The sequence below is a fragment of the Pseudarthrobacter sp. SSS035 genome (assembly GCF_023273875.1).
GTDB lineage: Bacteria > Actinomycetota > Actinomycetes > Actinomycetales > Micrococcaceae > Arthrobacter.
The window spans coordinates 3,635,461-3,650,203 of the sequence record NZ_CP096882.1 but is presented as its reverse complement, the minus strand read 5'-3'; the positions used below and the strand labels follow the sequence as shown (position 1 = coordinate 3,650,203).

Below are 14,743 nucleotides of genomic sequence, written 5' to 3'. Positions count from 1 at the left end.
CAGCCAAGACCAAAGTTAGTCTCGCGGCAACGCCAAGATAATGTCAGTCGGATTGCCGTATTCATTGTGAGGCCAAATCTTTTCATCAAAAGTTCCAATAATCGTCGCCAAGGGCTTTGCGTTTCCAGGGAGCTTCGCCCATTTGCCTCCATGACGAAGGCAAGCTGGAGGAATCAACGCAGTCCCTTGGGTGCTAGCTCAGCTGCCCGGGTTTCTCGGCTTCATCGATCGCGATGCGCCGCGAGAGCTTCGTGAGGGCGTTTTCAGCGTGGCGGAAGCGCTGGTAGGTCGTAGCCATGAAAACGAACAGGGAAACTACCGCGCCGTAGAGCACCAGGTCGGTTCCTCGTCCGATGCCAAGGAAGCCAGCGACCCGGGTGAGGGCTTCGGGAAAGAACACCGACAGCGCCGCGACGACTGCGAAGGACATCAGCAGGATGCGGCGTACGGCCAGGTGCCGGGCGTTGGAACCGCCGCGCATCAGGGCGAGCGAGACCACCATGACGGCGGAGACGAGGACAATTTGGACAATGATTAGCAATCCGACACCTTGGCTTGTTGAAGAACTGGGGGCTATTTGAAGAACAGTTCGGCCACGATATTGACCGAGTTCAGCAGGGACTGTCCCTTGGATTTGGAATAGTCCGTGTATATGATCTCTACGGGGTGCTCAGCATATTTCGGTTTGAGCTTGGCCAGCTGGTTCACCAACTCGGAGGCATGTGCCATCCGGTTCTGGGTCAGGTGGATGTTGGAGGCGACCCGGGGGTTGAAGGCGCGCAGCCCGTTGTGTGCGTCGGTCAGATTCATACCGGTGGCCAGCCTGGACTGAATGGCCGCCGTCTTGAGAACGAGCCGTTTCGCGGGCGAGAGCTTTGTACGGTCGTCCAGAAAGCGCGAGCCGAGGATGATTTCTGCCTCCCCCGATTTCACCCGCGCCGCCATGGCCATGGCGTCGTCAACCCGGTGCTGGCCGTCCGCGTCAAACGTTACGATGCACTCCAGTTCCGGATCCTGCAGGGCGAACTCGATGCCGGTCTGCAGGGCGGCACCCTGGCCCAGGTTGATGGGGTGCTGAACAACAACTGCGCCGGCCGCCCGCGCCTTCTCCTGTGATCCATCCGTGCTGCCGTCATCAACGCAAACGACGTAGGGGAACTGCTTCCGCAGCCCATCGATGACCGAACCTACGACAGTAGCCTCGTTGTACATGGGGATTACGATCCAGGTGCGACTCACAGATCAATTGTTGCATATGGCACGACTCCGGCTTGTTAGCGGCACCGGAGCCCGATGCCGCCGCGAAGGCCTTGAGTCCGGCAATTCATGCCCGGTCCAGTCCGCGCCGGCCCCTTTGGCTAGCTCAAGTAGTCCTTCAGCCTACTGGCGACACTGGCCGGATGGAAGCCTGTGGACTGAATTTTCGCCAGGTCCAGCACACTGTTCAGCGGCCGCGGCGCTGCGTCCTTGCCTTTGAAGTATTCTTCGGTGCTGACGCCGGTGACGGCGGTCCGGGTGTGCCCTGAGAGCTCGTATACGTCGGCGGCGATGTCCGCCCATGACTGCGGTTCGCCGTCGTTGCTCAGGTTATAGGTGCCGTAGGCGGCGCCGGACGCCAACAGGTGCTGGATCCCCGCCGCGATATCCTCGGTGAAGCTGAGCCGGCCGATCTGGTCGTTGACCACGGAAGGTTCGATGCCGCGGCCGGCGAGGGACGCCATGGTGCGGACGAAGTTGTTGCCTTCGCCGATGACCCAGCTGGTCCGCGCGATGTAGTGGCGGGGAACGACGCTGACGACTGCGTCGCCAGCTGCTTTGGTCTGACCGTAGACACCCAGCGGGGTGAACGGTTCAGCCTCGTCGTGGCCCTCGCGGACGCCGTCGAAGACGTAGTCCGAGGAAACGTGCACCAGGGTGAAGTCATGTTCGACGGCGGCCCGGGCCAGCCGCGCCACAGCGCTGACGTTGACGGCCCATGCAGCAGTGCGGCCCTCCGCGGTTTCCGCGGTGTCGACGGCGGTGTAGGCGGCGGCGTTGATGACCGTCGAGTAGTTCCTCCAGTTCCGCTCCGCGAAGGCAGCTTCACTGGACAGATCGAACCCGGCCCGCCCGGCGAACTCGACACTCGCGTCGCCGTCGTACAGTTCCCGCAGCGCCTTGCCCAGCTGTCCGTCGGCACCGACCACAAGGATCTTCTTCGCCGGCATCGGCACGACGTCCGCGAGGCGCGGGTGCGCCTTGTCCTTATCGGACAGCTCAGCGTCCGCCAGCGGGACCGGCCAGACGATGGCGGCGGTCTCGTCCGCGAGGTTCAGAAACGTGTACTGGCCCTGCGCATCCGCGGACCAGTGATCGTTGACCAGATACGTGTAGGCCGTGTTGTCCTCCAGCGTCTGGAAGGCATTGCCCACACCCCGGGGAACGAAAATGGCCCGGCTCGGGTCCAGTTCGGCAGTGAAGACGGCACCGAACGACGGTCCTTCGCGCAGGTCCACCCAGGCACCGAAGATCCTGCCCGTGGCGACCGAGATGAACTTATCCCACGGTTCAGCGTGGATGCCGCGGGTCGTGCCGGCCTTTTCGTTGAACGAAATGTTGTTCTGCACCGGCTTGAAATCAGGCAGCCCGATCCCCAGCATCTTTTCCCGCTGCCAGTTTTCCTTGAACCAGCCACGGTTATCACCATGGACCGGCAAATCGTAGAGGACAACGCCGGGGATCGGCGTTTCGTGCACGGTCAGCTTCTTGGAGAACTCGATCGACATTGCTCTACTGGCCCTGTTCCTTGTATTTGGCTTCGGTCTGGGCTTTCTGCGGCCGCCACCAGTTTTCGTTGTCGCGGTACCAGGCGATGGTGTCCTCGATGCCGGCGTCGAAGTTGGCGAACTTCGGTTCCCACCCGAGCTCGTCGCGGAGCTTGGTGGAGTCGATGGCGTAGCGCAGGTCATGGCCGGGCCGGTCCACGACGTGGTCGTAGGCGTCCGGGGACTCTCCCATGTGCTTGAGGATGAGCTCGACGACGTCCTTGTTGTTCTTCTCGCCGTCGGCGCCGATCAGGTAGGTTTCCCCGATCCGGCCCTTGGCGATGATCGCCAACACGGCCGAGGAGTGGTCGTTCGCGTGGATCCAGTCCCGCACGTTCTCCCCCTTGCCGTAGAGCTTGGGGCGGATCCCGTCGATCACGTTGGTGATCTGGCGCGGGATGAACTTCTCCACGTGCTGGTACGGGCCGTAGTTGTTCGAACAGTTGCTGATGGTGGCCTGCAGACCGAAGGAACGCACCCAGGCACGCACCAGCAGGTCCGAGCCGGCCTTCGTTGAGGAGTACGGGCTGGAGGGGTTGTACGGGGTGTCCTCGGTAAACCGCTCCGGGTCATCGAGTTCCAGGTCCCCATAGACCTCGTCGGTGGAGATGTGGTGGAACCGCCTGCTGTGCTTCCGGGCCGCCTCGATCAGCGTGTACGTCCCGATGATGTTCGTGTCCAGGAACGGGCGCGGGTCATGCAGCGAATTGTCATTGTGCGACTCGGCCGCGTAATGAACCACCACATCGGCGTCAGCCACCAGACCGTCAACCAGCCCGGCATCGCAGATGTCCCCCTGGACAAAACGGAAACGGCCATTGGGAAGCCCTCCCAAAGACTGTACGTTGCCGGCATACGTCAGCTTGTCCAACACCGTCACACGGTCATCAGTGTTCTCCAGAACATAGTGGACGAAATTGGAACCGATGAAGCCGGCACCACCGGTGACGAGAAGATTCTGCATTCAGCCAGCTTAGCGCGCGCCTGCAGCCGGGACTTTCAGCGACGGGCCCTCCGCAACAGGTCTGGTTTGCTGGCCGTGCCAATGCACGCAATGATAGAGCGCATGCGTGGAATCATCTTGGCTGGCGGCACAGGCTCGCGGCTGCACCCGATCACTCTTGGCTCAAGCAAGCAACTGGTGCCTGTCTACGACAAGCCCATGATCTACTACCCGCTCTCCACCCTCATCCTGGCCGGCATCCGGGACATCCTGATTATCACCACGCCCCACGACGCCGAACAATTCCAGCGCCTGCTCGGCGATGGTTGGCAATTTGGCGTCAATATTACCTACAAGCAGCAGCCGAGTCCTGACGGACTCGCGCAAGCATTCGTTCTCGGCGAAGAGCACATCGGCAATGAGCCGGTGGCCCTGGTACTGGGCGACAACATCTTCTACGGCCAAGGGATGGGAACCCAGCTTCGCCGCTTCAAGGATATCGAGGGCGGTGCTGTATTCGGGTACTGGGTCTCGGATCCGACAGCCTACGGTGTCGTGGAGTTCGACGGCAGGGGACAAGCGATCTCCCTCGAAGAGAAGCCGGAAAAGCCACGCAGTCACTACGCCGTTCCCGGACTGTATTTCTATGACAACGAAGTCATTGCCATCGCCAAGGACCTCAAGCCTTCCCCCCGCGGCGAACTCGAGATCACGGACGTCAACCGCACTTATCTGGAACGCGGCCAGCTGAAGGTTGAAATCCTTCCCCGCGGCACGGCGTGGCTGGACACCGGCACGTTTGACTCGCTCAACGATGCCTCCAACTTCATTCGTACCGTGGAGCACCGCCAAGGCCTCAAAATCGGAGCACCCGAAGAAATCGCGTGGCGGCTCGGATTCCTTAGCGATGAGGACCTCCGCGAACGCGCCGAACCCCTGGTGAAGAGCGGCTACGGAGCTTACCTGCTGGAACTTCTCCGCAGCGCAGACAGCTAAGAACAGGTATAGCCCTTCATGTCCTGGTGGAACGCCCTGCCCGCATTTGCCGTTGCTCTCCTCATCACTTTCGGCCCCGGCGGAGTGCTTGCCTACTTCATGGGAGCCCGGCGGCTGCCGCTTCTGTGCCTTGCGCCCCTGCTCACTGTCGGCATCATCGGAGTAGCGGGAATCGCTGCCGGCGCTGTGGGCCTCCGATGGAACCTCCTCCCACTGCTGCTGACCACGGCGGGTGCCTCCACCGCCGCGTGGTCCCTGCGACGCTTTGTGCTTAAGGCCAAGGTTGCAGCCCAGGAACCGACACCTTTCCGCGCCTGGGCGGGAGCCGCCACCGGCATGGCCTTTGGCGCATTCCTAACCGCACGGCGACTCGCAGAGGTCATTGGCACCCCGGAGAACTTCGCTCAGCGTTTTGACAATGTGTTCCACCTCAATGCCATCCGCTACATTCTCGAAACCGGCAACGCATCCTCACTGACACTCGGAGGCATGGCGGGAGGCGAAGGCGGCGGCGCGATCTACCCCTCCGCGTGGCACTCCACAGCGGCCCTGGTCGCTCAGCTTTCCGCCTCTGACGTGGTTGTTGCTGAAAACGTCTTCAACATCATCATTGGCGCGGTGGTCTGGCCGGCCGCGCTGATCTTCCTGGTGCACCAGATCGTCGGGCCACGGCCCGTGGCCCTGGCCCTCACGGGCGTCTTCGCCGCAGGGTTCACGGCATTCCCGATCTCCATCATGGACTTCGGCCCGCTGTACCCAAACATCCTGTCCTACGCCCTGCTGCCGGCGGCCTTGGCACTCGTCATTGGACTGTGCCGGGTTGGGTTCGACAAACGTGAAGACCCGAACACGTTGTGGATGGCCCTGGCCGTGGCCGTCCCCGCGCTGGCGCTGTCACAGACGAACGGGCTCCTGTCCCTGGTCGCGTTCTCGCTCCCCCTCGGCCTGTGGGTCGCTGGCCGCGAGCTGTTGGGACTTCGTGATCGCAAGTTCCGTCCGGTGCAGCCGCTGATCATCATCGGGGCAACCGGTGCGGGACTGCTGGTGTTTGCCCTGGTCTGGCGGGTTTTACGGCCGCTCGTTGAATACGACGGGTGGGCGCCGTTCACGAGCCAGACCGGCGCGGTGGGCGAAGTCATTTTGAATGCACCCATCGGGCGTCCAGTCGCATGGGCCGTGTCCATCCTGACCCTCATCGGCCTGCAGCGCGTACTGCGGAACTCCCGGGACCTCTGGATCGTCCTGTGCTGGCTTATGCCGGTGATCCTTTACATCACCACCGCGTCCGCCCCCAAGGGCATTTGGCGGATGACGCTGACAGGGGGCTGGTACCAGGACAGTTATCGGCTGGCAGCGCTTCTGCCCATTTTCACCGTCGTCTTGGCGTCGATTGGAAGCCTGTTCCTGTGGGACGCATTCAAGGTGCCTGTGGTTCATATGTTGGGCCGCGTTGCACGATCGGTCAAGATCCACCCTCGCGTAGCGGCGCAGGCCACGGCCGCATTCGTGTTCATCATGGCGATTGGCCTGTCGACCCAATGGGGAACCATGGGGGGAATCACGCAAGAGGCCAAGAAGGCATACGTCATGGACGCTCAGGCACCCATTGTAGATAGTGAAGAGCTGGCCTTGATCCAGCGCTTGCCCACCAACGTGCCTGAGGACGTGGTTATTGCCGTGAACCCGTGGAACGGCGGCTCTTTGGCGTACGCCTTGTCAGGACGAAAAGTTACTACTTACCACATGTTTTCCGCTAACGACGACGAGTTGCGTCTGATCGATCAGGAGATCGGAAGCGCCTCCGCCGGTTCCGACGCATGCCGGATCGCTTCGGAACGGAAAATTGAGTTTATTTTGGACTTCGGTTCGAGGTACCTAGCCAATTCGGCTGCTGCCACCGGATTCCCCGGACTTGTCGACGTGTCATCGCCGACCACCACGGTCGTTGACAGCGAAGGCCACGCCCGGCTCCTCAAGGTAACCTCCTGCCCTAGCTGATGTTGGCCCTTGCGGCGTCAACGTCGCCGACGGGCGTCGTCGTGGCGGGACCTGGGATCGGTTGGAGAGCCAGCAACCAAAGTGTTAACCTTGGCCGATGACTGAGAATATCTACCTCGTCGCTTCGGGCGGAAATCCGAACTACGGCGACGAGCTGATCGTGGCTTCGTGGCTACGATTCTTGGCCCGTGTACGTCCCAAGTCTCGCGTCTGGTTGGACTGTCCCAATCCTGGCACGGCAAGTGCACTATTCGACGGTATTCACCCGGATTTTCATGCGACGAACACACTTTGGCGCTACTGCTTCGAGGCACCTGACCAGTCGGCGCACGGGGTCTGGGACCACGTCGACCATCTAGTTACACATGGCGGTACTCCGATGTATGACGTGGCGGTCACGGAGCTGGGTCAGGCTCAGTCAGTCCATCTACTCGGTGGCGGCTACATCAACGGAGTCTGGCCGGACCATGTGGGCCTCGTGTCCGGGATGGGCGCCGCTGCGAGGCTGATCGGATGCCGTCTGCTGGGCTCCGGGCTGGGGTTGATGCCCCCACCCGACAACGGCAAGCAGCTCAAGGAAACGTTCTCTTCGTTCGACAAAGTCAGCGTACGAGATTCTGCCAGCGCCGCAGCATTCGGCATTGAGATTGGCCTCGACGACGTGTTCCTGGGCCTGCCGTTCGAACTGACGCGGCTTCACTCCCCGATCGTTACCGAGCGGGCCAAAGATGTAATGCTCTGCATCCAAAGCGATATGACGCGCGACGAGACGTTCACACGGCTGCGGGACAAGCTTCATGTAGTGGTGGAGTCAGCACTTGCGAAGGGCCTGTCCGTCGGCTACGTCGAGGCGATTCCTGGCTCCGACCGAAGGATGTTTGACGCCCTTGAGGGCTTGATTCCCGAGGAAAACTTTGTTCCGTTCGTTCATGTCTGGAGGGACGGTTTGCCGGCCCGCCCTGGTCAGTCCTGGTACACCTCACGATTCCACCCGCACATGGTTGCCGCTGCGGCCGGCGCAAGTGGGGTTGCCATCGGCATCCTCGATGACTACTACGACATCAAACATCGGTCACTGCTGAATCTCGGCACAGGGTGGACATATGTGTCGGCCAACGACGGTTCCGCTCTTCCGGAACCCAGCACTGATCCAACATTCCCATCGAAGGCCCTGCGGCTAGCCGCCAAAAAACGGGCCGAGGCCTTTTCTTTTTACCCGTCTCTATAGACTTCCCAAACAACAATTAGAGCGCTAACTGCCCTAGCCACGGAGCGGTCCAGCTACAAAGACGCCTTTTGAGCCATGCGTCGTTCGCCCGATCCGGAAGTAGCCGGGGTCCGCGGCCGCGAACGAGCACACGAGTCCGCAGTCTGTGAATTTGTGCATGCTGGCGCTGCCCGACTCGTGTGTCCTCTAATCGGCGGGAGACTGAGTACGGACCATTTTCCCAGCTATCAGAGATAACGGACGCTGGCTGGGGACGTAAAGTACATACGGCTCGGTAAGACGTTGGAAGGGCAAGAACGTGGCCCGACCTTATTTCAGCCGCAAGTCGTCTGAAACAAAACGGACGCCGCGCTGGTACTCCGATTTCCCTAACCAATACGAATCTGCAAAGAATCCGTCGACTGCTCCATCAATTCAGGTCGCAGTCGCCTTGGGGGCTCCTTCATTTGCGTGCTTCGCAGGAAGCGCCACTTAGCGGACGGTACGAGCGAATTTCGGCTGCGGATTGAACTTGACGCCTTCAAGGATCTTGCCCGCGACAGCCAACTGGAGCCTACGGCCGACGCCACCCTTGACCATCCAGCCATAGGTGGTCAGTACAAACTTCAGCCATTCGAGCTTGTTGTCATGGTGCCAGCGGTATGAGGACTCGTTTCGAGCGCCATAGAAGAACTTCCAGGCATTTCCCGGATTCAGGTCTCCAAAGTTCACTCCACGGTTATCCGGCATATCGTGCGTAACGACACTGTCCAGAATCTGGACCCCAGGACCGTCAGCACTGATCCTCAAGGTGTACTCCATGTCATCGAACCAGATGAAGTACTCAACTAGAGGGAGACCAAACCTCGCGATAGTGCGCCTGGGAATCAGGACGGACACGAATGAGCAGTTGGTGACCAAGACCGTGTTCTGATCCCTGGCAATGAGCCTAGCCCAGTCCCAGGTGGTGCCCGGGTTGTTCATTTCGCAGATTGAGCCGTCAGTGTAGCGGACGAGCGAGCAACTGTATGGAACGGCTCTGTCCAGTTCCTTTTCGGCGGCCTCATGTCCGCTGAACAGCCGCTCAAGAGCCGATTCCTCGGTGTAGCAGTCGTCATCCATAATCCACACCCAATCAGCACCGCGCTCAAAGGCCCTTTCCATCCCAGCTGAGAACCCGCCGGCTCCGCCCGTGTTCGTCTCAAGCCGAAGTATCTCGACGCGGGGGTCGTCGGCATACACAGACAGCAGTTCCGGGGTGGAGTCGGTGCTGGCATTGTCGACGACAATGAGCCTGTCGACTGGGCGGCTCTGAGCGAGGATCGAATCGAGAACCCGCCCGAGCTTGTCGACCCTGTTGTAAGTGACAACAACGGCTGCAGTTTCTTCGGTCATTCTTTCCATCCTTCGTAAAGTGCTTTGGTCCAGGCGCGCGCATCGGGTAGTTCTTTGAGCGCTGTGATCTTTTCACCCTGCTCAGCGATGATTTCTTGGCGCAGCTCCTCGGACGCCATGATCTCCTTGGTCAACTTCACAGCCGCGCTGACGAAGGCGAACGGCTGGCGTGGCACGAGCGCTTTGCCGGACACCAAGGAAGCCTGGGAACCGACGTCCGTGGAAAGCACCGCGACGTTGCGCTCCGTGGCCTCGAAGGTGGTCAATGTCAGGCCTTCGTTGTCCGACGAGATCACCAGAAGGTCTGCTTCGGCCAGCGTGTCGTCCACAGAACGCGGGGGACGGCGCAGTTCAATGCAATCGGCCAGGCCGTAATGGCGCACCAGCCGGTTGGTCTCGTCGGAGAGGATCCCGTCTCCGTGGAGGACAAATTGAACGTCGCGGTCTGCCGCGCGGCGGAGCGCGGCCGCATAACGGAGGAATAGGTATGGGCGCTTCTGCTGGCTGAGCCGCCCCACGAAGGCGATAGTGAACGGGCGATGAGTCTCAGGAGCCGCGGAGACTGCTGGGCGTCCGCTGTTCAGACCATAGAGAGGTGCCAGGGCCACGCGGTCCTTTGGCACGTCCCGTTGGAGGGTTAGGTAGTCCCTAAGCTGCGGTGAAATGACATGGTGCAGGTCGATGGTGTTCGAAAGCTTGACGGCCACCTCCGCGAATCCTCCGGTCCGCCATTCAATTATGTGGAGGGAGTCCACTATCTGAATCGACGGGTCCATGGCCTTGAACCACGCCAGTCTGTGATACAGCCAGCCGTTGTGGTGCACGTGGATCCCACGGATAGAAAATTCCGATAGCAGAGTCAGCATTAGGTCAGCGTCCGCAGTTTCGGGAAGCGGGGTGCTAAGGGGCAAGACCAGGGCGCCATCAAGTTCAGCACGGTCAATCCACGGATGGGATGAGTCACGGTCCGTCACGACAATTGGCAGGAATCCAGCTTCCTTGGCCAAGGCAATGGTTTCAAACGCCCACTTCTCGGCCCCGCCCATTTCCAGCCAGTGCAGTCCAAATAGGATTGCAGGCTGACGGTTTCGTGAAGAGGGGTTTACAGATGACGGGATTGACTGAGGCGGCGCCATTCGGGTAGGCCGACGTTTAGGCGTGACGTGTTTCTCGTATACGTCGGTGAGCCCCTGACGTAGGACGTCGAAGGCGATCGGAGCGCCAAAACGCGCTTTGCTGAAGATTCTGCCTTTCAGGCCCGATCGGTCGTAGAACGGAGTTCCGCCTTCCGCACCTTTCCCACCCAAGTCAATAACCAGGGGCACCAGGGCAGTGTTGCCTTCCGGTCCTCCGCCGACAGTGCTCCGTATGTCAACAGTGCACATAACCACTCGGTTAGCCTCCCACACAAGGCTGTGGCAGGCTTTCCCTGTCAGTTTTGGAATTTCTTCCTCCGGCCCGCGCAAAACGACAACCTTGAATTCGCGGCCAGGTTGGACCAGAGAGTGGTAATTGAGGGCGCCGACAAGCAGGCCGAGCTCCCGGCCTGAGAGGCGGCTTTCGCCGCCGGCGAGGCCCGAACCGCCGTCATCGACTACTTCAAAGAGCTTGTGGGCATTATTCATGAAGGTTCCCCGCTGCAATCACGTTCATTTGCTTATTTCCGTTCAACTTTCCCGCAGAACGCGGACCGCATCTTCGATTGGGCCATCAGCAATCTTGATGCCCTGGCGGAGTACCACCCCGCGGTCACAGACCTTGCTCACCATATCCAGATCGTGGCTGACTACCACCAAAGTGGTGCCCGAATCCCGAAGCTCCTGTATCCGCGCCAGGCACTTCTTCTGGAAAGGCTCATCGCCGACCGAAAGTATCTCATCAATCAGGAAGACGTCGGGCTTGGTGTGGACCGCGACTGAGAAAGCCAGACGGAGAAACATCCCAGACGAATAGAACTTAACTTCAGTGTCGATGAACTTTCCGATTTCGGAGAACTCGACGATCTCATCGAATCTATCGGCCGTTTCCTGTTCCGACATTCCCAGGATCACCCCGTTGAGGTAGACGTTCTCACGTCCGGTAAGATCTGGGTGGAAACCGGCGCCGACTTCGATGAGGCCTGCAACTTTTCCCCGTGTTCGGATGCTGCCCGTATCGGAACTCATTACACCTGAAATGAGTTTCAGTAACGTCGATTTGCCTGACCCGTTGAACCCGAGCAAGGCCACTGACTCACCGGAGTCCACCTTGATGTCGACTCCGTCCAACGCCATGAATGTTGACGATAGGTCGCCCCGGCGCCCTTTGAACAGCCAGACGACTGTTTCCTTCAGGGAACGGGTGTGCCGGAGGTTAAACCGCTTGGAAACGTTCTCAACGACAATAGCTTCTGCCATCACAGCTCCTGTGCAAATCTGCCTTCGAGGCGTCGGAACACAGACTGTCCCAAGGCCAGTATTAACAAGGAAATAATCAAGCCCACGGGCAGCCAGATGGACAGGAGATTATCCGGCAAACGGGCACCCTCCGGTGCCATCCTCACGGCGGCTGTTGGTGACCAGAAAGCAGCATGGAAGATCTCCACCGCAATAGTCATCGGATTCAGCTGATAAAAGAAATAAAACGTTTCCCCGAGCGTATCGCGCACTAAGTACCAGGCGTAGAGGACCGGAGAAAACCATGTGGCCATCATCAGCATGAGATCAACGATGTTCTCAGAGTCACGGAACATCACGTTTGCCGCAGCAAACAGGAGGCCGAGGCCAAGCGACAGAATGGTCACCATCACAAAAGCCCCCACGGCTCCGATCAGCTGCGCCACGCTGGGCGTCCAGCCGAAGAAGAAGCATGCGCCCAGCAAGATCAGGAATTGTGGGAGAAAATGCACGATGGCGACCCACACTGACGCAACCGGAAACAGCTCGCGAGGAAGGTAGATTTTTTTCACCAGGGCGCCGTTGGCTACTACAGAACGCGTGGCCTGCCCGAATGCTTCAGAGAAGAAGTTCACTAAGATGATTCCCGAGAACATGTATATGACGAAGTTCGGCTGTTTATTGAGCCCGAGAAAAACACCTAGCGCGAAATAGAAGACCACGAATTGCACTGCGGGGCGGACGTAGGACCAAAGCAGGCCCAGAACGGAGCTCCGGTATCTGACCTTGAGTTCTTTACGGACGATCAGGCGGAGCAAACCCCTGCGGCGAATGACGTCAAGGAGCCCGCCGCCGTTGTCGGGGGCGGCAAGCAACTCACCGCTCATGCGTCCACGCCTCCGCTTTCGATCATGGCCCCGCCTTCGAAATGCGGACGAATCTGGTTGTCGAACATGGTCAGGGCCGAGCCGATGGCCATGTGCATGTCGAGGTACTTGTACGTGCCGAGCCGTCCGCCGAAGAGAACGTTCTTTTCGGCTGCAGCCAGGTCCCGGTACTTCTGCAGGCGTTCCCTGTCCGTGGGCGTGTTGATCGGGTAGTAGGGCTCGTCGCCCTTCTCCGCAGCCCTGGAGAATTCGCGCATGATAACGGTCTTTTCCGTCTGGTAGTCGCGTTCAGGGTGGAAGTGGCGCGGCTCGATAATGCGGGTGTAATCCACATCGGCGTCGTTGTAGTTGACCACCGAAGTTCCCTGGAAATCAGCAACGTCGAGAACTTCTTCTTCGAAGTCGATGGTGCGCCACGAAAGGTCGCCCTCGGCGAAGTCGAAGTACCGGTCAACAGGGCCTGTGTAGATCACGGGGATGTTGCCTACGACGTTTTCCTTGCTGTACTCGTGCGACTCGTCGAAGAAGTCCGTGTTCAGTCGTACTTCGATGTTCGGGTGTTCCGCCATCTTTTCGATCCAGGCCGTGTACCCGTTGGTGGGCAGGCCCTCGTACTTGTCGTTGAAGTACCGGTTGTCGTAGTTGTAGCGCACCGGGAGCCTAGAGATGATACCGGCCGGCAGGTCCTTGGGATCAGTCTGCCACTGCTTGCCGGTGTAGTGCTTGATGAAAGCTTCGTAGAGCGGCCGCCCGATGAGCTGGATGCCCTTGTCGTTCAGGTTCTGCGGATCAGTTCCAGCGAGCTCGCCAGCCTGTTCCTGGATCAGGGCCTGGGCCTGGGCCGGCGTCAGGTTGGCGCGGAAGAACTGGTTGATCGTGGCCAGGTTGATGGGCAGGGAATAGACCTCGCCCTTGTGTACGCCGTAGACCTTGTGGACGTAATTCGTGAACGTGGTAAACCGGTTCACGTACTCCCACACGCGCTCGTTCGAGGTGTGGAACAGGTGTGCGCCATAACGGTGCACTTCGATCCCCGTCTGCTCTTCTTTTTCGCTGTACGCGTTTCCACCAATGTGGTGGCGGCGGTCGAGGACGACCACCTTCAAGCCGAGCTCAGTGGCGGCCTGTTCTGCGATTGTCAGGCCGAAAAAGCCCGACCCTACGATGACGAGGTCAGCGGTCACAAAATCTCCTGGTTCGAAAGCGGGCAGCGCAATGTTGCGCATTGTCTGCTGCACCAGCCTACCCGAGACCCCATCGTGACCTACTAATCCAGTGAGGCAGGACTCGCCCCAGCCGCCACCAAATGGCCGCTAATCCGCCACTTCCCGGAGCCCGCCGTCGTGCTCCTCGTAGCGGCTCCCGGTGTGCGGGCACACCCACCATCCATTGTCCCCACGCAGCGGAAGTCCCGCTTGACCCACCCAGCCAATGCGTTTGGCTGGGACACCCGCCACCAGAGCGAAGTCGGGCACATCGCGCGTCACCACTGCGCCGGCGGCTACCGTGGCCCAGGCACCGATGGTCACCGGCGCAATGCATACGGCGCGGGCTCCGATCGCGGCCCCTTCTTTGATAGTGACGCCAACCTTGTCCCAGTCGTCCTCGGTCTTGAGCGTCCCGTCGGCGTTGATGGCCCGTGGAAACACGTCCTTCGTCAGCACCACCGCCGGCCCAATGAACACACACTCCCCAAGCACCGCAGGCCCGTAGACCCGTAGACCCGTAGACCCGTAGACCCGAGCATAGCTCTGCAGCTTGCAGTTGTTTCCCAGATGTACGCCGGGACCGATGTAGGCGCCGCGGCCGATGATGCAGTTCTCCCCTAGCCTGGCGCCCTCGCGGACCTGTGCAAGGTGCGAGATCCTGGACTCGTTTCCTGTCTCGGAGCTGGCTGAAACGTCTGCGCTTGCTTCCACTGAACTTACGGGAACCGTTCCTTCTGGTGGAGGGCTCCAACATTGCGTGCGGCGTAGTGCCACTGACCCTAACCGGGGCCCGCGGCCTACGGACACGATCCGGTGGCGAAGTCCGCTGCCTTTATCCACATACGGCCCTCACCCCCGCGACACGCTCCAGCCTGACGACTAGCTTGAAGGGAGCAGCCGACCGTTAGGACTCTCACATCATGCCGCTGC

Annotated in this window: 13 protein-coding genes; 3 read left to right on the top strand and 10 right to left on the bottom strand. The window is 60.1% G+C overall.

Going from position 1 to position 14,743, the window contains the following annotated elements:
- Positions 1-193: 193 nt before the first annotated feature.
- The 4 genes from MUN23_RS16850 to rfbB all read right to left on the bottom strand — a co-directional run bounded on the left by MUN23_RS16850 (position 194) and on the right by rfbB (position 3,768).
- Positions 194-541, bottom strand: a complete 348-nt coding sequence (locus MUN23_RS16850; protein WP_248759897.1) for a DUF2304 domain-containing protein — start codon at positions 539-541, stop codon at positions 194-196.
- A 32-nt stretch (positions 542-573) separates the two neighbouring features.
- Positions 574-1,239, bottom strand: coding sequence for a glycosyltransferase family 2 protein (locus tag MUN23_RS16845; protein ID WP_248759896.1), 666 nt, complete (start codon positions 1,237-1,239; stop codon positions 574-576).
- A gap of 119 nt (positions 1,240-1,358) precedes the next feature.
- Positions 1,359-2,765 (bottom strand): bifunctional dTDP-4-dehydrorhamnose 3,5-epimerase family protein/NAD(P)-dependent oxidoreductase, encoded by a 1,407-nt coding sequence (locus MUN23_RS16840; RefSeq protein ID WP_248759895.1) that lies wholly within the window; start codon positions 2,763-2,765, stop codon positions 1,359-1,361.
- 4 nt (positions 2,766-2,769) lie between these two features.
- Positions 2,770-3,768, bottom strand: a complete 999-nt coding sequence (rfbB, locus tag MUN23_RS16835; RefSeq protein ID WP_248759894.1) for a dTDP-glucose 4,6-dehydratase — start codon at positions 3,766-3,768, stop codon at positions 2,770-2,772.
- 102 nt (positions 3,769-3,870) lie between these two features.
- Here rfbB and rfbA point away from each other — a divergent pair, with 102 nt between their 5' ends.
- The 3 genes from rfbA (at position 3,871) to MUN23_RS16820 (ending at position 7,969) form a co-directional block, all read left to right on the top strand.
- Positions 3,871-4,743 carry a glucose-1-phosphate thymidylyltransferase RfbA gene (rfbA, locus tag MUN23_RS16830; RefSeq protein ID WP_248759892.1) on the top strand — a complete coding sequence of 291 codons (873 nt, stop codon included), beginning with the start codon at positions 3,871-3,873 and terminating at the stop codon, positions 4,741-4,743.
- Positions 4,744-4,761: 18 nt separating this feature from the next.
- The gene (locus MUN23_RS16825) at positions 4,762-6,741 is read left to right on the top strand and encodes a DUF6541 family protein (protein ID WP_248759891.1); all 1,980 of its coding nucleotides are present in this window, start codon (positions 4,762-4,764) and stop codon (positions 6,739-6,741) included.
- A gap of 97 nt (positions 6,742-6,838) precedes the next feature.
- Positions 6,839-7,969, top strand: a complete 1,131-nt coding sequence (locus MUN23_RS16820) for a polysaccharide pyruvyl transferase family protein (RefSeq protein ID WP_248759890.1) — start codon at positions 6,839-6,841, stop codon at positions 7,967-7,969.
- A 471-nt stretch (positions 7,970-8,440) separates the two neighbouring features.
- Here the strand turns inward: MUN23_RS16820 and MUN23_RS16815 are convergent, their stop codons facing one another.
- The 6 genes from MUN23_RS16815 to MUN23_RS16790 all read right to left on the bottom strand — a co-directional run bounded on the left by MUN23_RS16815 (position 8,441) and on the right by MUN23_RS16790 (position 14,524).
- Entirely contained in the window at positions 8,441-9,343 is a 903-nt protein-coding gene (locus MUN23_RS16815; RefSeq protein ID WP_248759889.1) for a glycosyltransferase family 2 protein, read from the bottom strand.
- Positions 9,340-10,968, bottom strand: a complete 1,629-nt coding sequence (locus MUN23_RS16810) for a glycosyltransferase (RefSeq protein WP_248759888.1) — start codon at positions 10,966-10,968, stop codon at positions 9,340-9,342. Before MUN23_RS16810 ends, MUN23_RS16815 begins: the two co-directional genes overlap by 4 nt.
- 42 nt (positions 10,969-11,010) lie before the next feature.
- Positions 11,011-11,739 (bottom strand): ABC transporter ATP-binding protein, encoded by a 729-nt coding sequence (locus MUN23_RS16805; RefSeq protein ID WP_248759887.1) that lies wholly within the window; start codon positions 11,737-11,739, stop codon positions 11,011-11,013.
- Entirely contained in the window at positions 11,739-12,605 is an 867-nt protein-coding gene (locus MUN23_RS16800) for an ABC transporter permease (RefSeq protein ID WP_248759886.1), read from the bottom strand. The genes MUN23_RS16805 and MUN23_RS16800 overlap by 1 nt, the downstream gene beginning before the upstream one ends.
- Positions 12,602-13,789, bottom strand: coding sequence for a UDP-galactopyranose mutase (gene glf, locus MUN23_RS16795; RefSeq protein WP_248759885.1), 1,188 nt, complete (start codon positions 13,787-13,789; stop codon positions 12,602-12,604). Before glf ends, MUN23_RS16800 begins: the two co-directional genes overlap by 4 nt.
- A gap of 129 nt (positions 13,790-13,918) precedes the next feature.
- Positions 13,919-14,524, bottom strand: a complete 606-nt coding sequence (locus MUN23_RS16790; protein ID WP_248759884.1) for an acyltransferase — start codon at positions 14,522-14,524, stop codon at positions 13,919-13,921.
- Between the last annotated feature and the right edge of the window lie 219 nt (positions 14,525-14,743).

Coding starts and splice junctions, on each gene's coding strand:
- MUN23_RS16825 (WP_248759891.1), top strand. CDS start 4,762: ATGTCCTGGTGGAACGCCCTGCCCGCATTTGCCGTTGCTCTCCTCATC.
- MUN23_RS16815 (WP_248759889.1), bottom strand. CDS start 9,343: ATGACCGAAGAAACTGCAGCCGTTGTTGTCACTTACAACAGGGTCGAC.
- MUN23_RS16840 (WP_248759895.1), bottom strand. CDS start 2,765: ATGTCGATCGAGTTCTCCAAGAAGCTGACCGTGCACGAAACGCCGATC.
- MUN23_RS16820 (WP_248759890.1), top strand. CDS start 6,839: ATGACTGAGAATATCTACCTCGTCGCTTCGGGCGGAAATCCGAACTAC.
- MUN23_RS16800 (WP_248759886.1), bottom strand. CDS start 12,605: ATGAGCGGTGAGTTGCTTGCCGCCCCCGACAACGGCGGCGGGCTCCTT.
- rfbB (WP_248759894.1), bottom strand. CDS start 3,768: ATGCAGAATCTTCTCGTCACCGGTGGTGCCGGCTTCATCGGTTCCAAT.
- MUN23_RS16805 (WP_248759887.1), bottom strand. CDS start 11,739: ATGGCAGAAGCTATTGTCGTTGAGAACGTTTCCAAGCGGTTTAACCTC.
- MUN23_RS16810 (WP_248759888.1), bottom strand. CDS start 10,968: ATGAATAATGCCCACAAGCTCTTTGAAGTAGTCGATGACGGCGGTTCG.
- rfbA (WP_248759892.1), top strand. CDS start 3,871: ATGCGTGGAATCATCTTGGCTGGCGGCACAGGCTCGCGGCTGCACCCG.